This window comes from Mycolicibacterium sarraceniae, assembly GCF_010731875.1.
Lineage (GTDB): Bacteria > Actinomycetota > Actinomycetes > Mycobacteriales > Mycobacteriaceae > Mycobacterium > Mycobacterium sarraceniae.
On record NZ_AP022595.1, the window covers coordinates 3444800 to 3464806 of the forward strand.

Below are 20007 nucleotides of genomic sequence, written 5' to 3' on the forward strand. Positions count from 1 at the left end.
AGGCCTAGACAGCCGACCCTGAATTGAAGGAGGTTCCGACGGTGGTCGCGGAGGGTGGCCCCCCGAGTTACGCCCAGAAGCTGGGCGTACAAAAAAATCAGGTTGTGCAGGAGCTGGGCTGGGACGAGGACACCGATGACGATATTCGGGCCGACGTCGAGGACGCCAGCGGCGGGGAACTGCTCGATGAGGATGCCGACGAGGTCGTCGATGTTGTGCTCCTGTGGTGGCGTGACGGTGACGGTGACCTGGTGGATCGGCTGATGGACGCGATAGCGCCGCTGGCCGACGATGGCATCATCTGGGTGTTGACGCCCAAGACCGGTAAACCCGGTCACGTACTTCCCGCTGAGATCGCCGAATCGGCCCCTACCGCGGGATTGATGCAGACCTCCTCGGCGAATTTGGGGGACTGGAGCGCGAGCCGATTGGTGCAGCCGAAGTCGAAGGCGGCCGGGAGGCATTCGTGACACTGGGGGTCGGATCACCTGCCCCTGACTTCACGCTGAAAGACCAGAACGGCCAGCCCGTCACGCTCAGCGCCTTCCAGGATGCCAAGAACGTCCTACTGGTGTTCTTCCCGTTGGCGTTCACCGGGATATGTCAGGGTGAGCTGGACTACGTTCGTGACCATTTGTCGGTATTCGACAACGACGCTGTTGCGACCTTGGCCATTTCCGTCGGCCCGCCGCCGACGCATAAGGTCTGGGCGGCGCAGAGCGGGTTCCAGTTCCCGGTGCTGGCCGATTTCTGGCCGCATGGGGCGGTGGCGCAGGAGTACGGGGTGTTCAACCCCGGCGCCGGCATTGCCAACCGCGGCACCTTCGTGATCGACCGCCAGGGGATCGTGCGGTTCGCCGAGTGCAAGCAGCCTGGTGAGGCGCGCGATCAGGCTGTCTGGGAGCAGGCGCTGAGCGCGCTGGATGCCTGACCAGGATTTCCCTGGACCGGCGCGGGCCGTGTAACCTGCCCGGGCACGGGCGCGTAGCTCAGTGGTAGAGCTCTGGTTTTACACACCAGCGGTCGGCGGTTCGATACCGTCCGCGCCCACCATTAAGACCCCAGTTCAACGACTCGCGGGCTGATTCCTCTCCAGATCCCCGAACCCCCGTTGTCCGCTGTTGAGTTCGGCGCAGACGGCCGCGGGCGAGGCCGCCGACCGTCCGTTAGTTGGGCGATTGTGCCACCCGGGCCAAGAAACTACGGGTGGCCGCTGGGTCGTCGGCGGCGCGCCACAAGCGATGGTCGGTTGGCAGCCGACGTAGCGCAGCTCGTACGGCGCGGCGATCGTCAGGCCGAGTCTGGCTGATGACTGCGCGTGGATCCCGAAGTGCGACTTCTGCTAGTGCAATCAAGTCCTGGGCGTGGCGCTCGGGATCTCGGTGATCGACGACCCATGCGCGAGCTTTGGCCACAATGGCACCGAGGAGCGTTGGACGGCGAACGTATCCCACTTGGTCGCCGATACGAATCGGTAGTCGCTCGGCGCGAGTGAGTGCCTGGTTTCCGCCGTCGGCTTTTAACCCCGGCCGTCCCGATCCCGTTGTTGGATAGCGGTTCTGGCGATCGAGACCTTCGGGGATCATCACGTCGATCGCTGTCTTACCGCGAACAAACCGGTAGCCATAGCCGTCGGTGGTCGTGTGCTCGGTGAAGCCATTGCTTGTCAGGTAGATCGAGGTGCCGCGTAGTGCATCACGGCGGGTCCATACGCCGACCACTACGTCGCCGTCGTCGGTCGGGCGATGAGCGGTGTGGCCTTGTTCGGCCAGGTGCAGTGCAGTCATCTGTCCGCCCACCAGCACCCACGGGGGTGGATCGGATTCTTCGAACTCCATCAGCGTCAGCCACATCGCCTGCTGATGCTCGGGCATGTCGGAGAGCGCCACTGGCTCGCGCTCCACAGTTGGCACCACTTCCGGTGTGGTGCGTAGCAAGCGGTCCCACGCATTCAGGTCGGCGCGCGTCAGCCCGGGGGGCGAGCGGAGGGTAAATCGCGTAATGCCCGGATGTGATGGTCTCGTTCATCCTGCATGAGTGCAGGTGCGAGTCCTACCCGCGTGCACAACCGATCGATTGCCAGCCCGATGTCTTCGAAGCTGGCCAAGTTCTCGTCGACCTCAGATTGTCTTGCGGTGTAAAACATCTCGGTCGCGCTGGCCTCCGATTGTCCGGTTATGGCGGCGATGGCCGCCAGCGCCACAGTATTGCCCTGGCTAGGAGTTCCGGCCTCCTCGGTCATCAGTCCTGCGCCGCCCGCAGCGCTTCGGCGATTAGGCGACACCCTGCAGCGTGGGTGCGGCTGTCGGTGTCGTCGGCCAGGTCGACCCCGGCGATCAATCTCGGTGCAATGCCGGTGTTCAACGTTTCGGTGGCAGTGACTCGCAGTGTTAGGTTGCCGCGGGCACTCTCGATCAGGAAATGCGTCTTCACGAGCTCGCGGCGAATATCCTCGTTCACGTAGACGTCGCCCGCGCCCCCTGCTGCCAGTCCGAGATTGTATGTGTCCGCAGTGCTGATCCCGGTCGGCATGACACCGCGCGCGCTCAGAAGATCAGCTAGATCCTCTTCGCTAACCCGATAGCGATGGACTGAATCCGCCCGCCGTGAAAGCCACCGGCGCACAAGAGCGCACGTATCGGTGCCGCCGCTAGCAGCATGTGCCAGCCGGTTTCGTAGGCGGTGCCGCTCGCCGGCGGTCAGCTTGTCAGGGAGTCCATCACACAAGGCAGCCGCGCCCCAGGCGCTGCGCGGTGAGAAGGATCGCGCAGTGGCGCCGGCTTCAACGAGGTCTGCCTGTCGATCCAAACTGTCGGCGTCCACGAGCCACTGGCTGCCCGCGCGAGTCGCTGCCAGCGTGCCAGCAGCAATGAGAGCGCGCACGCGGGAGGGGTGCACGCCCAGTCGCTGGGCGGCCTGTTGAGTGGTAATCACATCAGACATATACACAACTATATTGGAGTCGCTATAGTTGTGTAAGTATCGTGAGGCTTGACGCGGCTTGACCTGGTCGATGTAGTAGCGATATAGGCAGGCCGCCACCCACAGTTGCAGCGTCGGATCGAAGGACCGGTAGGACACCGGGCTCGCGGGCGTTGAGTGGACCTGAGCGTGGGCGGTGTCGACCGCGGAACGGATCAGGGCGCGGCCGGCGCCGGCACTGCGGCCGGGTTGAGCAGGTCGCAGACCCGCCGCGGATGTCGCATCATTGCGGCCTCATCTGGGCAGTACTCCAGGTGTGAGAGAGTGCCGGGGTGTTTGCGCGCAGACGGTGGCGGGGTGTTGGCATCCTTGCGGCCCAACTGGCCGATGCGGCCCTCGGCGATCCGGTACGCGGCCACCCCGTCGCGGGGTTCGGTTGGTGTGCAGCCGCACTCGAAAAGTTGACCTACCGCGACACCCGGGCCGCGGGTGCACTGTATACCGGTGTGTTACTGGGCGGGCTTGCCGTCGCCGGTGCGCTGATCGAGCGCGGCGCTCGAGGTCCAGGGCTGGCGGCGGCGACGGCCTCGGCCACCTGGGCGGCACTGGGCGGAACCACGTTGGGCCGCACCGGCGACCGGCTTGCCGACCTGCTGGCCGCCGGTGATATCGACGGTGCCCGGGCGCTGCTGCCGTCGCTGTGTGGCCGCGACCCGTCGGCGCTCGACACCGACGGGCTGGCACGGGCGGCTCTGGAATCGGTGGCCGAGAATACCTCCGACGCGCATGTCGCACCGCTGCTGTGGGCGGCGGTCGGAGGAGTTCCGGGGGTCATGGTGTACCGCGGCGTCAACACCCTGGATGCGATGATCGGGCACCGCTCGCCGCGGTACGCCCGATTCGGTTGGGCGGCAGCACGGTTGGACGATATTGCCAACTATCTCCCGGCGCGGGTGGGCGGTGCGCTGGTGGTCGTGTGCGCGCCACTGGTCGGCGGTTCGCCGGCCGGCGCGCTGCGGGCTTGGCGGCGGGACGCGGCACGGCACCCCAGCCCCAATGCCGGCGTGGTGGAGGCTACTTTCGCCGGTGCGCTGGGGGTGCGCCTCGGCGGCCCGACCCAGTATCACCATGAGCTGGAGATCCGACCGACTCTCGGGGACGGCCGCATCCCTGGCATCGGTGACCTGCGCCGCGCGGTGCGGCTGTCGCGAGCCGTTCAGGCCGCCGCGGCGGTGGTTGCGATCGGACTTACGGCCGTCGGCCGTAGCGGTCGGCGAGCTTGTCCTCGACGGTGACCGGGGCCGACGGGTTGCCGGCGGCCGCGGTGGTTGGAGCGGACTCGCGGCGGCGGGCTTTGATTTCCGCATAGGCAAAGTACCCCAGCCCGATTGGGGCCACGATACCGAACGCGATCCACTGAATGCCGTATGACAGGAATGGCCCCGGATCCAGATGTGGCAACTCGGCGACGCCGAGAATGCCCGGCTGATTCTCCATCAGCTGCAGGTAGGAACCGGCCACTGGCACGCCGGTGGCCGCCGTCACTTCGGCGGTGTCGATGGCATAGATCTGGGTGAAGCCGTTCTCGCGGAACGGCTGCTTGTCGGGCGGCGCGGTCTCCGAATCACGCAGCCGCGCAGTGATCGTCACCGTTCCCGTCGGCGCCGGCGCGATCTCGGGCACTGTGTTTCCCTGGATCGGGAGTACATAGCCCCGGTCGACGAGCACTGTCGGTCCGCCGTCGATCGTGAACGGCGTGAGCACGTTGTAGGCGGGTGAGCCGCCGACCACCCGCAGCCTTGCCAGCACCTCAGCGGCCGGCACGTAGTGTCCGGTGGCCGTCACTCGGCGCCACTGAGCATCGGGTGCCGACGAATCTTGATGCGGCAGAAGCGTCGTCACCGCGACCGGATCCGCTTTCAGCGAATTCTCGATCTGCGAATTCTCCCGGTTGGTCTTGGTGTTCTTGCCCAGTTGCCACGGCGCCAGCACCGTGAAGCACAGGTAGGCGAACGCCACCACCGCCAACGCCAGGGCAATCCAGCCCGGGCGCAGTAGGAACGCCAGCCGTTTCATCAGCAGTTCAGACCGTCCTGGGCCAGCCGCTCGTCGACCCAGGCGTGCAGACCCGGCAGAGCGGCCTGGATGACGGTGAACGTTTCCTCGAAATCCGCGTGGCTGCCGTAGTACGGATCCTCGACGTCGTCGGCGTGCTTACCCGAGCGCGGATCGAATGACCGCAGCAGCCGCACCCGTTCGGGCTCGACCCCGAGGTGGGTGAGCATCCGCAGATGGTTGCGGCCCAGCGCGATCACGAGGTCGGCGCCGAGATGGTCATCGTCGACCTGAGCCGCGGAGTGATCGGTCGGATAGCCGTGCTGGCGTAGGACGGTGTTGGCACGCTCATCGGCCCCGTCCCCGACATGCCAGTGACCGGTCCCGGCGCTGGACACTCGAACGACGTTGGCCAGGCCGCGCTGATCGATCTGGTGGGCGAACATCTTCTCGGCCATCGGCGAGCGGCAGATATTGCCCGAGCACACGAATGTCACATGCAGCTCCGCCCGATCCCCGGGTCGCTGCCCTCCTGCCCGCCGCTCAGACACCGAGCACCTCCCGCAGCGCCGACACCGTCGGTACATGGGCGGCCGCGGCCTCGGCGGCATGGGGCTCCAGGAAATCGGTCGCACCGTAGCCCCACCCCACGACGACCGTGTCGATGCCGTGCTCGGCGGCGCCTTCCACATCGTGGGCACGATCACCGACCATCAGCACCCGCTCGGGCAGCGGCTGGAGCTGGCCCAGCGCGTGGGCCACCACATCGGCCTTGCTGGATCGCACCCCGTCCACGCTGGCGCCGGCGATCACGTCGAAGTACTCGGCCAGCTCGAAATGCTCGAGGATGCGTCTCGCGGTCGGCTCGGCCTTGGAAGTGGCCACCGCCAGCCGTACCCCGGCCGCGCGCAGATCGCCAAGAAGCTGTGGAATGCCGTCAAACAGGCTGTTCATCGCCCAGCCCCGGCTGGTGTAGTCGGCGCGATAGGCCGCGATCGCCTCGTCGGCACGCTCGCCGAGTCCCAGCCCGGACAGCGTCACATGCATGGGTGGGCCGACGATGCGGCCGGTCAGGTCACCGTCGGGGACGTCGGCGCCGATCGCGCCCAGCGCGTGCCGGAAGCTGGCGACAATGCCCCCGGCCGAGTCGGTGAGGGTGCCGTCGAGATCGAAGATCACCAACTGGGGGCGGGTGGCTGAGGCCGTGCTGGTCACCGCTCCATTGTTGCCGATCGTCGCGCACTACTGTTCTTGGCGTGGTTGCAGGCAGCGCGACGGGCGTGAGACTGGCGGAAGTCATCGCCGTGCTCGACGCCGCGTACCCTCCTGGGCTCGCGCACAGCTGGGACTCGGTCGGGCTGGTGTGCGGTGACCCGGACGATGTCATCGACTCAGTGACCGTGGCCGTTGACGCCACTGCCGAGGTCGCGGCGACCGTCGGACCGCGCGGGCTGCTGGTGGCCCACCACCCGCTGCTGCTGCGCGGGGTGGACACGGTGGCGGCCAACACCCCGAAGGGCGCGCTGATCCATCAGCTGATCCGGGCCGGTGGGGCACTGTTCACCGCCCACACCAACGCCGACTCAGCCAACCCCGGGGTCTCTGATGCGCTGGCCGCGGTGCTGGGGCTGACGGTCGAGGCCGTGCTCGACCCGGCCGCCGGCCAGGACACCGACAAGTGGGTGATCTTCGTGCCCGACGCCGACGCTGAGGCGGTCCGGACGGCCCTGTTCGCCGCAGGCGCGGGCCATATCGGGGGCTACTCACACTGCAGCTGGAGTGTCGCGGGCACCGGCCAGTTCCTGCCGCTCGACGGCGCATCACCGGCGATCGGCATGGTCGGATCGATGGAGCACGTCGACGAGGACCGCATTGAGGTGGTGGCACCGGCCCGGCTGCGCGCCCAGGTGCTGGCCGCCATCCGTGCGTCGCACCCGTATGAGGAGCCGGCGTTCGACGTGCTGCCGCTGGCCGCGCTGCCCGCCGGGGTGGGGATCGGGCGCATCGGAACCCTGGCACAACCACTGCGGTTCGCAGATTTCGTCGCCTCGGTCGGCGCGGTCCTGCCGCAGACCACGTGGGGGGTGCGGGCGGCTGGCGACCCCGATGCCCCGGTGACGCGGGTGGCGGTGTGCGGTGGTGCCGGGGACTCACTGCTCGGCGCCGCGACTGCCGCCGGCGTGGACGCCTACGTGACCGCTGACCTGCGTCACCATCCGGCCGACGAGCACCGGCGGGCCAGTGGCGTCGCGCTCGTGGACGTCGCACACTGGGCTAGCGAGTACCCGTGGTGCGGACAAGCCGCCGCGCTGCTGCGGGGTCATTTCGGCGCGGCGCTGAAGGTCGGCGTCTGCGACCTGCGCACCGACCCGTGGAATATCGACGTTTCGAAAGGCATGCCGTGAAAGCTGAATTGGCACAGCAACGTTCGCTCCTGGAGCTGGCCGAGCTGGATGCCGAGCTGGCCCGGCTGGCCCACCGCGCCGCTCACCTGCCCGAGCAGCAGAGCTACGACACCGCGCTGGCCGACCACCGCGAGGCGGCGGACCGGCTGGCCGCGCTGGCCATCGCGCTGGAAGATGTCGACGCCGAGGTGACACGGTTCGAATCCGAGATCGACGGCGTGCGGCAGCGCGAGGATCGAGACCGCAAACTGCTCGACTCCGGGACCGTCAATCCCAAACAGCTCGAGGAGCTCCAGCACGAGCTGGAAACCCTGGAGCGCAGGCAGTCCAGCCTGGAGGACTCGCTGCTCGAGGTGATGGAGCATCTTGAGCAACTCGCTGGAGACAAGACCGGTCAGGTGGCGAAACTCGAAGCGCTACAAGCAGATCTGACCACCGCGGGGCACAACCGCGACGAGGCGCTCGAAGAGATCGAGAAGCAGCGTGGTCAACGTGCTGCACAGCGGAACGCGGTCGCGGCCGGCCTGGATTCCGCTTTGGTGCAGTTGTACGAGCGACAGCGGGCGACATCGGGTGTCGGTGCCGCGCGGCTGCTGGGCCGGCGCTGCGGCGCTTGCCGCATCGAGCTCGATCGCGGCGAGCTGGCCAGGATCTCGGCTGCCGCGGAGGATGAAGTGATCCGCTGCCCGGAGTGCCAGGCGATCCTGTTGCGCCTCGGCGGAGCGTAGCGGTGAAGGTACTTGTCGAGGCCGACGGCGGATCGCGGGGAAACCCAGGCCCGGCGGGCTACGGCTGTGTTGTCTTCTCGGCTGATCATCAGAGCGTGCTGGCTGAACACGGTGCGGCGATCGGCGTCGCCACCAACAATGTCGCGGAGTATCGCGGGCTGATCGCGGGGCTCGTGGAGGCCCGCAAGCTCGGTGCCAATGAGGTTGGCGTCTCGATGGATTCCAAGCTCGTGGTGGAGCAGATGGCCGGCCGCTGGAAGGTCAAACACCCCGCGATGGCCGAGCTGCAGCAGCAGGCACGCGCGCTCGCGTCGACCTTCGATTCGGTGACGTATGCGTGGATTCCGCGCGAGCGCAACTCCCATGCCGACCGGCTGGCCAACGAGGCGATGGATGCTGCCGCCGAGCCGGTCACCGAGGCGGTCGCGGTGCCGCCCGCGGTGTGGACGGGCAATCAGGGTGCACCGACCCGCATGCTGCTGTTGCGGCATGGGCAGACCGAATTCTCTCGTGAACGCCGGTATTCGGGCCGCGGCAATCCCGAGCTCACCGATACCGGTCGCGGGCAGGCCGAGGCGGCGGCGCGTCACCTCGCGCAGGTCGGAAACATCGATGTGGTCATCACCTCGCCGCTACAGCGTGCGCATGCCACCGCGGCGGCTGCTGCGGCCGCCCTGGGCCTGGACGTCACCGTCGACGACGATCTGATCGAAACGGATTTCGGTGCCTGGGAAGGGCTGACATTCGGCGAGGCCCGCGAACGTGACCCGGACTTGCACGGCCAATGGCTGCGCGATACCAGCCTGCGCCCGCCCGAGGGAGAGAGTTTCGACGACGTGCAGGAGCGGGTCCAGCGGCTGCGGGCCCGGATTCTGACCGAGCATCCCGGCAAGACCGTGCTGGTGGTCTCACATGTGACGCCGATCAAGACGCTGCTGCGGCTGGCGCTGGCCGCCGGCGCCAGCATCCTGCACCGGCTGCACCTCGACCTGGCGTCGTTGAGCATCGCCGAGTTCTATCCCGACGGCAACGCTTCGGTGCGGCTGGTGAACCAGACTTCGTATCTGGACTGAGCCCTACTGGCGCAGGTGAACTCGTTCACCGTGCGGGCCGAACAGGATGATGGCCTCGACGGGGCCGTCGACGGTGCCGAACCAGTGCGGCGTCCACGTGCTGAACTCCACGGCCTGGCCCGCCTCGATAACGAAATGCTGCTCGCCCAAGATCAATTGGAGACGACCGGACAGCACAGTGGGAGACGGTGCGGCTGGGGCCGGCCGAGCGCGACGCGGTCGGACCAGACGGTCAGCAGGGCCACCTGGTCGACAATGTGATCCAGTGCGGCGGAGATAAGCTAGTTTGTTCAGGCGAACGAGTTGGCCGGGCGGCCGCGGCTCCATGAGTCGAGGAAAGTCCGGACTTCACAGAGCAGGGTGATTGCTAACGGCAATCCGAGGTGACTCGCGGGACAGTGCCACAGAAAACAGACCGCCGTCCGTCAGGGCGGTAAGGGTGAAACGGTGCGGTAAGAGCGCACCAGCATTCCGGGCAATCGGAATGGCTTGGTAAACCCCACCCGAAGCAAGGCCAAGAAGGCCGCACCTGGTGCGGCTGCGCAGGCGTTTGAGGGCTGCTCGCCCGAGCCTGCGGGTAGGCCGCTCGAGGCACCCGGTGACGGTGTGCCCAGATGGATGGTCGCCGCCGCTCTGCCACGGTTACCCGGGGCAGAGCGGGACAGAATCCGGCTTACAGGCCAACTCGTTCGCCCTATCACGAGCAATCGTTGTCCGCCGGCAGCGATCACCTCGCTGCAGCCCTCGCACGTCAGTGCGACTTGCTGAACGTCTTCCGCAAGGCGCTCAGCGCGTCGTCGAGTTGTTCGCGGCACCGGTTCGCGAGGTCGTCCTCCAGCTGATACAGCAGACCGTAGGTGAATGTGTCCTCGCCGGCCGCGTGCGCCACCTGGGACTGTTGGAGGAGGTGGCTGCGGCTGACCGTGCTGTCCTGGTGATCGCCGAGCAGAGTCTGGATGGTCTTGGCCCGATCCGACACCTTGGGCTCGCCGGTGGCCGCCGCGACATAGCGAAGTCGCTTGGCGCCCTTGCGAATCCGGTGCAGCGCCTCATCGCGGTCCTCGGTGGCCTCCGCGGCGTTCTTGGCCGCTTTGCGCACCTTCTTGTAGGCCGAGTCGAGGCTCACCGGCTTCGGCTCTTCACCGGGGGCGGCCTCCGGTCGCTGGGTGGCGACGAGGCCCTCCAGTGCGTCGAGCAGCCGGAAGTACCGGGGCGAGCGCATCGCGGACAACGAGCGCCGCAGACCGGCCTGGTAGCTGCGCTCGGCGCCGGCGACCAGACGCTCGTACACCGGACCGCGGATCAGCTCGTCGGGCAGCTCCTTCAGCGTGGCCTCGTAGCGCTCGGCGAGCACCTCGGCATCGCGGGCCACCCCCAACACACCGGCCAGTGCACGCAACTCGTCAAGGATCCAGGCGTCGTCGCTCAGCCCGAACGAGTCGTCCGACGCCTGCAACAGGCTGCGGATCTTGCGGGTGGTCACTCGCATCTGATGGACCGAGTCGTAGGTGTCGGCACGCACGGCGCGGTCCCACACCAGCAGCTCGTCCACCTGCTCGGCCACCGCGCGGTGCACCGGATCCGAAGACTCCTCCGTCTCTTCGGGCGCCTCGGGCAGCGACCCTGCGGTCTCGAGCACCTTCGCCAGCTTCGAGCCGCGCCCGGCGGGTGCCGCACCGGCGTCCAACAGCCGGTTACTGAGCCGCTTGAGCAGATCCCTGCCGCCCTCGATTTCGCCGTCGACCAGCTCCAGCTCCCACTCGTGCCAGCGCTGTTCCTCGCCGGGGCCGTCGGCCGATCCGAGCGCCCACGCGCTGACCTCGTCGTCGCAGAACTCCGCCAGCCCGGCACCGTCACCGCCGTAGAGCATCACCACATTGCGGGTCGTCGCGATCCGGGCCACCGGGGCCAGCGGACGGTCCCGGGCGATCGCCAGCACGATGTCGACCAGGTCGTTCGGCACCGCGGTGTCGGCTGCCTGCGCGGAGGTGTCCAGCGGTGCGTGCACCTCGGTGCGGGCGTCCGGCCCGGCGGGCAGCTTCAGATGCCAGCCGGCATCGGGGCCGCCCGTGCGGCGACGCAGCGTGATCCGGTGGGCGGCCAAGTCGCGACCGGGCGTGTCGAAGTAGACGGCGTTCAGCGACTGCGCAGGCAGCTTCTCGACCCGGGCTACCGCGGCGAGCCCGTCGAAGGACGGGAACACCGTGCCTGCGGGGACGTCGAACTTCTTCTCCACCTCGACATGGCGGTTTCCAGAACCCATTTTCACCTTCGCTCGCGACGACCAACAGCGTTATGCACTGCCGGTCAGGGTGTCATATCCAAGTGAACACGACGTCGCGCCGAGATGGTGGGGTGATGCTGAACCGATCGAGCTGGATCGGGGATTGGTCCTGCGGCAGTAGTCTCCTCGGCAATGAATGGCAGTCCCGATCCGCATGCGCTGCGAGAACTGTGCGACCTCGCCGCGATGCTGAGCCGTCTCGATCGAGCGATCACCGCCGCTGAATGGCAGGACGACGACGAACTGTGCGGCATCGTCACCGACGCCCGACACGAAGTAGCGAAACAACAGCGGGCGGTCGGCGACGTCGTCGGTGACGCTACGGCTCTGGCCGCGATCGAGGCGGCCCGACTGTCGGTCGCGCGAGCCGTGCTGGCCGTCGACGCCACCCGATCCGAAAACACCTCGTCCTCCGATGCCTGGCGGTTCCCATTACCCATCGGCCGCCGGCCCGCGGCCGGTCTGGGCGCCCGCGTTCTGGCTGAGGTCCGCCACATCGCTGTCGGCCGGCCGCGGGCGATTCTGTTCCGCGTCGTCATCACCCTGGCCATCGCACTGTCCCTGGTGGCCGGCTACCACCTGACCGAGATTAAGCGCTATGACCTCAGTGGTCTGACTCTGTATCTGTTCTCCGCTGTGGTCGGTAGCGTAATCTGCACCAACGCACTATGTTTCGATGCCGAACGGGTACGTCAGCGCCTGGCCGACGGCGACCGGATGTGGCAGGTGCTGGCGGTCAAGAATCTGGCGATGGCGCTGATGATCACCGCCGCCGGACTACCGGTGGTCGCCGCCTTGTGGTGGGCCACCGAGGTCAACCCGGTCGCCCTGATCGACCAGCTGGTGACGATGGTGTTCATCTGGCTTGGTGTGGGCAACGTGCTGTCTGTGGTCTACCCGCTGCGCCATGAGCCGGTGACCGCTCGGTTGCACGACGGCACCTGGAAGCCCTACCTGTTCACTTTCGTCATCTCCTATGGCGTCGGATTGACCGTGAACCTGACGATCTACTGGCGCTTGTGGGCACGGCAAGCCGCGAACGATCATCTGACCGGTGGCACCTGGGTGGCATTCATTCTCGTCTTGGCCAGCTCGGTGTTGAGCTGGCTGCTGTTGACCGTTTTCGCCGTTGCGTGCAGCCAGCAGCCAGCGCTCCGGCGTGCCCTGTCGCGCGAGATGATCCCCTACCGCGCGAGTCCATAGCGTCAGCTGGCCAGCGGACTCGCGAATTCGCCAGCCTGGTCCCAGGCATGGCGCTCGGCGGTGAAAGCCTCGGCCTGCTGGGCCCGGAATTCGGCAATGCCGCTGGCATTGTGGGTCAGGAACTGCTGGTAGCCGGCCATCGAGAAGGTGCCGTCGGTGATCGCGACGTCACCGCGGCCGGCTGCCATATCGGCCCGTAGGTCCAGTAGCTCCTCGGCGCTGACCGGGTAGAAGCCGATCCGGTCGAAGTAGCGCAGCAGCCACGGTGTTCCCGGCTCGAATGAGCGGGAGTCCTGCGGGTGGCGGTGATTCCACACCTGTGTGGTGCGTCCGACGAACTGGTAGCCGCCCGGTCCCTCCATCCCGTAGATGCACAGATACGCGCCACCGATCCCGACGGCGTTCTCCGGTGTCCACGTGCGTGCGGGGTTGTACTTGGTGGTCACCAGCCGGTGGCGCGGATCCAGGGGAGTGGCCACCGGCGCCCCCAGATAGACGTCGCCGAGACCGAGCACCAGGTACTGCGCGCCGAAGACGATGTCATGCACCTGCTCGACATCGGCCAAACCGTTGATCCGCCGGATGAATTCGATGTTCCACGGGCACCACGGGGCGTCGGCGCGCACCCCGTGGATGTAGCGCTGGATGGCCTCGTGGGTGGCCGGATCGTCCCAGGACAGTGGCAGGTGCACGCTGCGGCTGGGTACGACGAGCTCGTCAGTGGCTGGCAGCGACTCCTCGGTGCGGGCCAGTAGATCCACCAGCTCCGGTCCGCTCACGACGGCCGGATCGAACTGAACCTGCAGCGAACGCACGCCCGGGGTTAGTTCGGTGACACCGGGAACCGCACTGGCCGAGAGGGATTCGTAGAGCACATGCACCCGCGCGCGCATGGCCAGGTCGAGCACCATCGGCCCGTACTCGACCAGCATGCCGCCGTCACCGGCGCGGCGCACGGTCACATCGGTGCCCTCGGCGCCGACGAATCGGGCGAGCACGCCGTCGTCGGCGTCGCTGGAGGTGGAGATCACCAGCGGCAGCGACGCCCGCCGGTTGGCATCGATACTGCCCAGCGACGGGGCGCGGTCGGCGCGCACCGGCACGAACCGGACGGTGTCACCGGGGGCCATCTGCCCGAGCTTCCAGCGATCCCCCCGCACCACGGTGACCGGGCAGACGAATCCGCCGAGGCTAGGCCCGTCGGGTCCGAGCAGGATCGGGGTGTCGCCGGTGAAGTCCAAAGTGCCGACACAGTAGGCATTGTCGTGAATGTTCGACGGGTGCAATCCGGCTTCGCCGCCGTCGGTGCGGGCCCACTGCGGCTTGGGGCCCATCAGGCGCACACCGGTACGATCGGAGTTGAAGTGCACCGTGTAGTCGGTGCCGACGATCGCAGCCATATCGGCGCGGGTGAAGAATTCCGGTGCGGCGTGCGGGCCCTCGGTGACCGCGACCTGCCAGCGGTGGCCGATCGCCGGCTGTTCCTCGATGGTGGCGCGGGCCGGCCGGGCCGAGGCCGGGCCAGGATCCACGCCCACGGCGAGGACATCACCGGCACGCAGCGGGCGCCCGTCGTGACCGCCGAAGCAGCCCAGGGTGAACGTCGCTGCGCTCCCTAGATATTCGAGCTCTTGCAGACCGCCGGCGATCAGCACGTAGCAGCGCATCCCCGGCCCGGAAACCATGCCGACGTCCAGCACGCCACCGGCGGGGACCGTGACTGACTGCCACATTGGCACCGGTGTGCCGTCCAGGGCGACCGGAGCGGCCGCACCGGCGACGCAGACCCGAGCACCGTCGGGAAAGCGCAGTGCCGGACCGGCTTTCGTACACTCCAGACCGGCAGCTCCCTCGGAGTTGCCGAGCACCCGGTTGCCGATCCGGAACGACAGGTCGTCCATCGGGCCCGATGGCGGCACGCCGATATGCCAGTACCCGACGCGGCCGGGCCAGTCCTGAACAGTGGTGAGCATTCCCGGCCGCATCACCTCGATCGTCGTCATCAGGCCGTGATCACCATCCGTACCTCAGTGGGGTCGAAACCGTTGCACGGGTTGTTGATCTGGGGGCAGTTGGAGACCACCACCAGCGTGTCGGTATCGGCTCGAACGGTCAGCGACTTGCCGGGCGCGGACAGGCCATCGACGATGCCCAGTGTCCCATCGGCCTCGACGGGGACGTTCATGAAGAAGTTGACGTTGGAGACGATGTCGCGCTTGCCCATTCCCCACTTGGCGGCCTCGGCGAGGAAGTTCTCCGCGCAGGCGTGCTGGTGCACGGTGTGATGGCCGTAGCGCAGCGTGTTGGATTCCTTGGAGCAGGCGCCGGCGATGGTGTCGTGATTGCCGACCTCGTCGGCGACGATCGTCACCAGCGCCCTGCCGTCGGCGGCCCGCAACACCGAACCCGTCGTCAGAAAGATGTTGTGCTGCGCGGCGATCGTGGCCTGTGCGCTGTAGCGCCCGGCCGGGTCCACTCGCTCCCCGTCGACGGCATAGAACAAGGTGTCCACCGCCTGATTGCCGTGCAGGTCGATGATCTGCAGGGACTGCCCGGCGCGCAGAATCGCCGACCACGGTGAACGCGCCGCAACGATATCGTCGGAGATCATTGTGCTGCCGCCCAAGTGGATTCGGTGTTGAACAACGCCCGGGAGTACTCCGGGTCGGTATTGACCGGACTGCTGAGTTCCTCGTCAGCCCGCCACGCCACGATGTCCAGCCCGGTCGTCGCGGGCTGGGGATCCAGCGGATGGGCGGTGTTGACCACCGCCACCACGACGGGCAGGTGGATCAGCAGATCGACCGAACCGCCCGGCCCGGCCGAGCCGGTGAACGTCAGCGCACCGGAGTTTTCGACCTGCACCCCTTTGAACAGGGCCGCCGACGGGGCGACATCGCGAATGTCCATGCCGTGTTTCATGATTGCCAGCAGCATCTGCTGTTGACCGGCCGGCGGCAGGCCGCACAGGAGGTCGTGGTGACCGGAACTGTCGGCGACGATCGTCGCCAGCAGGCGGCCCTGATCGGACAGCAGGGGGTGGCCGACACCGAGGTATGCCTGCCACGGCACCTTCATGGTGTCGGCGACATTGAGCCGTTCCCAGGACGCATCGGCCCGGAACAGCAGCAGGTGCGCGCAGGCGCCGCCGTCGGGATCGGAGAGCCGCAGGCGGGTGCCCCGCCCGAGTACCCGGGAGACGTAGGACTCGGCCGGGACGGCCTCGGCCCAGACCAGCCGCGAGTCGTCCACGCCATCGGGCAGTATGGGCACGCGCAAGGCCGCGCTGCTCGCCTGGGATCGCGCGTGCGAGCGGGCACCGTCGGTCGACGCGGTGGTCATGTCTCACTCCTTGTCCGGGCTTCGACGCCCGATTAACTGTCAAGTGAAAGTTTGACCGAGGCGCCGTTCCCATGGGGTGTCGTCGGTGTAACGACTGGGTTGACTGTATTTCTATCAAATGACAGGTATCGGCGCTGGCCGTGAATGCGACAATGGTCTATGCGCAGCGCGGGCCATGAGGGGCGTGGTCGTCCTCGGCTCGAACAGTCCCGTCGACCGGGCAACACCGCGCGCGAGGAGATCCTGGATGCCGCCGCCGAGCTGTTCACCACGATTGGGTACGCCGGAACCTCGACCCGCCGGATCGCCGACGCGGTCGGCATGCGTCAGGCCTCGCTGTACCACCACTTCGCCACCAAGGACGACATCCTCGACGCGTTGTTGGCCGGAACCGTCGACGAAGCCCTTCGGTTCGCCGGGGAGCTGCTCGCCCAGCCGGGCCCGGCCACGAGCAAGCTGCACGCCCTGGTGGTCGCGGACTGCTCGCAGTTGTGCGGCAGTCGCTGGAACCTCGGCGCCCTGTATCTACTTCCGGAGCTTCGCATCGACCGGTTCGCGCAGTTGCGGGCCAATCGCGAGGAGCTGCGCCGCCGCTACCGCCAGCTGGCGGCTCAGGTGATCGCGGAGTGCGACGGGATCCCCGACGCCGACGACCTGCCGTTCCGCCTGGTGGAGTCGGTCATCAACCGCCGCTCCGACAACAAAGAGTGCACTCCCGAGACGCCAACAGTCATAGCCGATGCCGCGCTCCGGATCCTGGGCGGCCATTGCTAACGTTCCGGCCGTGAGCGACTACCAGACCCTGTCCTTCGAGCAGTCCGGCCCGATCGCGCGGATCGTGCTGGACCGGCCCGACGCAGCCAACGGCATGAACGACGACATGACCGCCGAGCTCGCGCAGGTCGCGCAGCGCTGCGACGTCGGAGAGATCAAAGCCGTCGTGCTCACCGGAGCCGGCCGGTTCTTCTGCGCCGGGGGAGATCTCAAGGCGATGGCGGCGTCCCCCCTGGGCCCGGGCCCGTTCGTCAAGGGCATCGCCGACGATCTGCACCGGGCGATCTCGACGCTGGCCCAGATGGATGCGGTGCTGATTACCGCGGTCAACGGGGTGGCCGCTGGCGCGGGCTTCAGCCTGGCGGTCGCGGGTGATCTGGTGCTGGCTGCGGACAACGCGTCGTTCACCATGGCCTACACCAAGGCCGGGCTGAGTCCGGACGGCGGCGCGTCGTACTACCTGCCGCGGATCATCGGTGTGCGCCGCACCCAGGAGCTGATGCTGACCAACCGGACCCTGAAGGCGCCCGAGGCCGCCGACTGGGGACTAGTCACCGAGGTGGTGCCCGCCGCCGAACTGGAGGCCCGCGCACAGGCGCTGGCCGAACAGATCGCTTCTGGGGCAAAGGGTTCCAGTGGAGCAGTGAAGAAACTCTTGCTCGCCACGTTCGGTAGCGGGCTCGAGGAACAGATGAATCTCGAAGCCCGGCTGATCGGGGAATGCGCCGACAGTGCCGACGGCCGCGAGGGTATCGACGCGTTCCTGAACAAGCGCGCGCCCGAGTTCAGCTAGAAGCTGTGCGCCTCGGCCGGGAACGCGCCGGTCGCCACCTCTTCGGCGTACTGCGTTGCCGCGCGGCGTAATTCGCCACCGACATCCCCGAAGCGCTTGACGAACTTGGCGGTCTTGCCGCTGGTGAGTCCGGCCATGTCCTGCCAGACCAGCACCTGCGCATCGCAATTGGGCCCGGCGCCGATGCCGATCGTCGGAATCGTGAGTTTGCCGGTGATCTGAGTGGCCAGCTCGGAGGGCACCATCTCCATCACCACGGCGATGGCGCCGGCCTCCTGGACCGCGATCGCGTCGTGGATGGTCTGCTCGGCGGCATCGCCACGGCCCTGGACGCGGAAACCGCCCAGGCCGTTGACGCTCTGCGGGGTGAACCCGATATGGGCGACCACGGGGATGCCTGCAGCGCTCAGCGTCGCGATCTGCTCGGCGACCCGCTCGCCGCCCTCGAGCTTGACCGCGTGTGCGCCGGCTTCCTTCATGAAGCGGGTGGCGGTTCGCAGGGCTTGCTTCGGCCCCTCTTCATAGCTACCGAACGGCAGGTCGGCCACGACCAGCGCGTGTTCGGCGCCGCGGACCACACCGCGAACCAGCGGGATGAGCTCGTCGACCGAAACCAGCACCGTGGTGTCGTAGCCGTAGACGACGTTGGCGGCGGAATCGCCGACCAGAAGAACGGGAATGCCGGCCTCATCGAAGGCCCGAGCGGTGGAGTAGTCGTACACCGTGAGCATCGCCCACTTGTGGCCTTCGGACTTCCACTTCAGCAGATGGTGACTTCGAACCTTGCTGCGCGAAACAGTGGAAGTAGTACAGGCACCATAGACAGTCTGTTCAGACATCTTTGTCCCTTGAGTTTGTCGTTCTCGATCCTCGAGGCCCATCCGGGTCCCCGGGTTCGTTTGACGCGCTCGAGTGTGCCACCACGGCTGGCAAAGATGAACGGACAGTGAAGTGGACTTTCTCACACCTGTCACAAGCCTGTCGACATACCATCGGTCCCATGGTGCAACACCTGCAACGACTCAGCGGACTCGACGCCAGCTTCCTCTACCTCGAAACTCCTACCCAGCCACTGCATGTGTGCTCGATCCTGGAGTTCGACGCGTCCACGATCCCCGGGGGCTACACCTTCCAGCGGCTGCGTGACGAATTCGCCTTGCGGGTCAAGGCGATACCGAGCTTCCGCGAGCGACTCGCCAACAGCTTCCTCAACCTCGACCATCCGGTGTGGGTAGAAGACGAGCACTTCGACATCGACCGCCACCTGCACCGAATCGGCTTGCCGGCCCCGGGCGGTCGCGCGGAGTTCGGGGAGATCTGCGGTCATCTGGCCTCGCTGCCGCTGGATCGCCGCCACCCGCTGTGGGAGACCTGGGTCATCGAGGGCGTCGGCGGCACCGACGCCCGCGACGGCGGCCGGCTGGCCCTGCTCACCAAGGTCCACCACGCGGCCGTCGACGGGGTGACCGGCGCCAACCTGATGTCGCAGCTGTGCAGCACCGAGCCGGACGCGCCCGCACCGGAGCCGGTCGCCGACGAGTTCGGCGCCACCAACCAGCTGCGCATCGCGCTGGGCGGGCTGGGTAACTTCGTCACCCGGCCCCTGCATCTGGCCACCAAGGTCATTCCCTCGACAGTCAGCACCGTCGTTGACACCGTTCAGCGCGCGGTCGGCGGCCGAGCGATGGCCGCCCCCTTCGCGGCGCCGCAGACCAAGTTCAACGCCGCCATCACCGCGCACCGCAATGTCGCGTTCGCCGAACTGGACCTCGAAGACATCAAGACCGTCAAGAACCACTTCGGGGTCAAGGTCAACGATGTGGTCATGGCCCTGGTCGCCGGCGTGCTACGGCAATACCTGCTCGACCACGACGAACTGCCCGAGTCGTCGCTGGTGGCCATGGTTCCGGTCTCCGTGCATGACCGCTCCGACCGTCCCGGCCGCAACCAGGTTTCTGGAATGTTCTCCAGACTGGAGACCCAGATCGAGGATCCGGGCGAGCGCCTGGCGGCCATCGCCGCGGCGAACACCACCGCCAAGGAACACAGCGCGGCGATCGGGGCGACCCTGCTGCAGGACTGGAGTCAGTTCGCCGGCCCGGCCATCTTCGGAGTCGCCATGCGGGTCTACGCCCGGACCAAGCTGACCGAAGCCCGCCCGGTGCACAACCTGGTGATCTCCAATGTGCCCGGCCCGCAGATTCCGCTCTACTTCCTGGGCGCCAAGGTGACCGCGATGTACCCGCTTGGGCCGATCTTCCACGGCTCAGGTCTCAACATCACCGTCATGTCGCTGAACGGCAAACTCGACGTGGGTCTGATCGCCTGCCCCGAGCTGTTGCCGGACCTGTGGGATCTGGCCGATGACTTCGCCGTGGGCATGAAGGAACTGCTCGACGCCACCAAATGACCCGCCCCGGCGGGTCGG

At 67.3% G+C, this 20007-nt stretch carries 22 protein-coding genes, 1 tRNA gene, 1 other RNA gene and 2 pseudogenes; 12 read left to right on the plus strand and 14 right to left on the minus strand.

Going from position 1 to position 20007, the window contains the following annotated elements; genetic code table 11:
* Positions 1 to 41 precede the first annotated feature (41 nt).
* From G6N13_RS17240 to G6N13_RS17250, 3 genes are all read left to right on the plus strand, one after another.
* Positions 42 to 470 (plus strand): DUF3052 domain-containing protein, encoded by a 429-nt coding sequence (locus G6N13_RS17240; RefSeq protein ID WP_163698913.1) that lies wholly within the window; start codon positions 42 to 44, stop codon positions 468 to 470.
* Positions 467 to 931: a peroxiredoxin gene (locus G6N13_RS17245; protein ID WP_163698915.1), complete on the plus strand. Its 465-nt coding sequence runs from the start codon at positions 467 to 469 to the stop codon at positions 929 to 931. Before G6N13_RS17240 ends, G6N13_RS17245 begins: the two co-directional genes overlap by 4 nt.
* Positions 932 to 978: 47 nt before the next feature.
* A tRNA-Val gene (locus tag G6N13_RS17250) sits at positions 979 to 1053 on the plus strand.
* A gap of 113 nt (positions 1054 to 1166) precedes the next feature.
* Here the strand turns inward: G6N13_RS17250 and G6N13_RS17255 are convergent.
* From G6N13_RS17255 to G6N13_RS17270, 5 genes and pseudogenes are all read right to left on the minus strand, one after another.
* Positions 1167 to 1904 (minus strand): hypothetical protein, encoded by a 738-nt coding sequence (locus G6N13_RS17255; protein ID WP_163698917.1) that lies wholly within the window; start codon positions 1902 to 1904, stop codon positions 1167 to 1169.
* Between the two features lie 62 nt (positions 1905 to 1966).
* Positions 1967 to 2242, minus strand: a complete 276-nt coding sequence (locus tag G6N13_RS17260; protein WP_163698919.1) for a hypothetical protein — start codon at positions 2240 to 2242, stop codon at positions 1967 to 1969.
* Positions 2242 to 2898, minus strand: a complete 657-nt coding sequence (locus tag G6N13_RS24590; protein WP_322789326.1) for a hypothetical protein — start codon at positions 2896 to 2898, stop codon at positions 2242 to 2244. Before G6N13_RS24590 ends, G6N13_RS17260 begins: the two co-directional genes overlap by 1 nt.
* A pseudogene (locus G6N13_RS25300) lies at positions 2896 to 3147 on the minus strand (oxygenase MpaB family protein); the annotation flags it as partial. The pseudogene G6N13_RS25300 and the gene G6N13_RS24590, both read right to left, overlap by 3 nt.
* Positions 3138 to 3341 (minus strand): hypothetical protein, encoded by a 204-nt coding sequence (locus tag G6N13_RS17270; protein ID WP_163694292.1) that lies wholly within the window; start codon positions 3339 to 3341, stop codon positions 3138 to 3140. The gene G6N13_RS17270 and the pseudogene G6N13_RS25300, both read right to left, overlap by 10 nt.
* On the opposite strand from G6N13_RS17270, the gene G6N13_RS17275 reads away from it, so the two are divergent.
* Positions 3255 to 4217: a cobalamin biosynthesis protein gene (locus tag G6N13_RS17275; protein WP_163698921.1), complete on the plus strand. Its 963-nt coding sequence runs from the start codon at positions 3255 to 3257 to the stop codon at positions 4215 to 4217. The genes G6N13_RS17270 and G6N13_RS17275 overlap by 87 nt on opposite strands.
* Here G6N13_RS17275 and G6N13_RS17280 read toward each other — a convergent pair.
* From G6N13_RS17280 to G6N13_RS17290, 3 genes are all read right to left on the minus strand, one after another.
* A complete protein-coding gene (locus G6N13_RS17280) occupies positions 4171 to 4998 on the minus strand; it encodes an SURF1 family cytochrome oxidase biogenesis protein (RefSeq protein ID WP_163698923.1) in 828 nt (275 codons plus the stop codon). The genes G6N13_RS17275 and G6N13_RS17280 overlap by 47 nt on opposite strands.
* Complete coding sequence (locus G6N13_RS17285; RefSeq protein ID WP_235678092.1) at positions 4998 to 5435, minus strand: arsenate reductase/protein-tyrosine-phosphatase family protein; 438 nt, start codon at positions 5433 to 5435, stop codon at positions 4998 to 5000. Before G6N13_RS17285 ends, G6N13_RS17280 begins: the two co-directional genes overlap by 1 nt.
* 85 nt (positions 5436 to 5520) lie before the next feature.
* Positions 5521 to 6192, minus strand: a complete 672-nt coding sequence (locus G6N13_RS17290) for an HAD-IA family hydrolase (RefSeq protein WP_163698927.1) — start codon at positions 6190 to 6192, stop codon at positions 5521 to 5523.
* A gap of 65 nt (positions 6193 to 6257) precedes the next feature.
* Between G6N13_RS17290 and G6N13_RS17295 the strand changes: the two genes are divergently transcribed.
* The 3 genes from G6N13_RS17295 to G6N13_RS17305 are packed head-to-tail and all read left to right on the plus strand — an operon-like array spanning position 6258 to position 9183.
* On the plus strand, positions 6258 to 7382 hold the full coding sequence (locus G6N13_RS17295) for a Nif3-like dinuclear metal center hexameric protein (protein ID WP_179965163.1): 1125 nt from the start codon (positions 6258 to 6260) through the stop codon (positions 7380 to 7382).
* Entirely contained in the window at positions 7379 to 8110 is a 732-nt protein-coding gene (locus G6N13_RS17300; RefSeq protein ID WP_163698931.1) for a zinc ribbon domain-containing protein, read from the plus strand. The genes G6N13_RS17295 and G6N13_RS17300 overlap by 4 nt, the downstream gene beginning before the upstream one ends.
* 2 nt (positions 8111 to 8112) lie before the next feature.
* Positions 8113 to 9183, plus strand: a complete 1071-nt coding sequence (locus G6N13_RS17305) for a bifunctional RNase H/acid phosphatase (protein WP_163698933.1) — start codon at positions 8113 to 8115, stop codon at positions 9181 to 9183.
* A gap of 3 nt (positions 9184 to 9186) precedes the next feature.
* Here the strand turns inward: G6N13_RS17305 and G6N13_RS17310 are convergent.
* Positions 9187 to 9426 (minus strand): annotated as a pseudogene (locus G6N13_RS17310) (cupin domain-containing protein); the annotation flags it as partial.
* Positions 9427 to 9482: 56 nt separating this feature from the next.
* Here G6N13_RS17310 and rnpB point away from each other — a divergent pair.
* Positions 9483 to 9875, plus strand: an RNA gene (gene rnpB, locus G6N13_RS17315) — RNase P RNA component class A.
* Positions 9876 to 9934: 59 nt separating this feature from the next.
* On the opposite strand, the gene G6N13_RS17320 is transcribed toward rnpB, so the two are convergent.
* Positions 9935 to 11446: a CYTH and CHAD domain-containing protein gene (locus tag G6N13_RS17320; RefSeq protein ID WP_163698935.1), complete on the minus strand. Its 1512-nt coding sequence runs from the start codon at positions 11444 to 11446 to the stop codon at positions 9935 to 9937.
* A gap of 153 nt (positions 11447 to 11599) precedes the next feature.
* Between G6N13_RS17320 and G6N13_RS17325 the strand changes: the two genes are divergently transcribed.
* Positions 11600 to 12670 (plus strand): ABC transporter permease, encoded by a 1071-nt coding sequence (locus G6N13_RS17325; RefSeq protein WP_163698938.1) that lies wholly within the window; start codon positions 11600 to 11602, stop codon positions 12668 to 12670.
* Positions 12671 to 12672: 2 nt separating this feature from the next.
* Here G6N13_RS17325 and G6N13_RS17330 read toward each other — a convergent pair whose 3' ends face one another.
* Genes G6N13_RS17330 through G6N13_RS17340 form a run of 3 tightly spaced genes read right to left on the minus strand, consistent with a single transcriptional unit; the run spans position 12673 to position 16012 of the window.
* The gene (locus tag G6N13_RS17330; RefSeq protein ID WP_407663935.1) at positions 12673 to 14676 is read right to left on the minus strand and encodes a 5-oxoprolinase/urea amidolyase family protein; all 2004 of its coding nucleotides are present in this window, start codon (positions 14674 to 14676) and stop codon (positions 12673 to 12675) included.
* Positions 14673 to 15281: an urea amidolyase associated protein UAAP2 gene (locus G6N13_RS17335; protein ID WP_163698942.1), complete on the minus strand. Its 609-nt coding sequence runs from the start codon at positions 15279 to 15281 to the stop codon at positions 14673 to 14675. Before G6N13_RS17335 ends, G6N13_RS17330 begins: the two co-directional genes overlap by 4 nt.
* Entirely contained in the window at positions 15278 to 16012 is a 735-nt protein-coding gene (locus G6N13_RS17340; RefSeq protein ID WP_163698944.1) for a DUF1989 domain-containing protein, read from the minus strand. The genes G6N13_RS17335 and G6N13_RS17340 overlap by 4 nt, the downstream gene beginning before the upstream one ends.
* A gap of 144 nt (positions 16013 to 16156) precedes the next feature.
* Between G6N13_RS17340 and G6N13_RS17345 the strand changes: the two genes are divergently transcribed.
* Together G6N13_RS17345 and G6N13_RS17350 are read left to right on the plus strand one after the other, a co-directional pair.
* Positions 16157 to 16786 (plus strand): TetR/AcrR family transcriptional regulator, encoded by a 630-nt coding sequence (locus G6N13_RS17345; protein WP_322789275.1) that lies wholly within the window; start codon positions 16157 to 16159, stop codon positions 16784 to 16786.
* Positions 16787 to 16796: 10 nt separating this feature from the next.
* A complete protein-coding gene (locus tag G6N13_RS17350; protein ID WP_163698946.1) occupies positions 16797 to 17579 on the plus strand; it encodes an enoyl-CoA hydratase/isomerase family protein in 783 nt (260 codons plus the stop codon).
* Here G6N13_RS17350 and panB read toward each other — a convergent pair.
* Positions 17576 to 18418 (minus strand): 3-methyl-2-oxobutanoate hydroxymethyltransferase, encoded by an 843-nt coding sequence (gene panB / locus G6N13_RS17355; protein WP_163698947.1) that lies wholly within the window; start codon positions 18416 to 18418, stop codon positions 17576 to 17578. The two genes, G6N13_RS17350 and panB, sit on opposite strands and share 4 nt — an antisense overlap.
* A gap of 173 nt (positions 18419 to 18591) precedes the next feature.
* On the opposite strand from panB, the gene G6N13_RS17360 reads away from it, so the two are divergent.
* The gene (locus G6N13_RS17360) at positions 18592 to 19989 is read left to right on the plus strand and encodes a WS/DGAT/MGAT family O-acyltransferase (RefSeq protein WP_163702242.1); all 1398 of its coding nucleotides are present in this window, start codon (positions 18592 to 18594) and stop codon (positions 19987 to 19989) included.
* Positions 19990 to 20007: the final 18 nt, after the last annotated feature.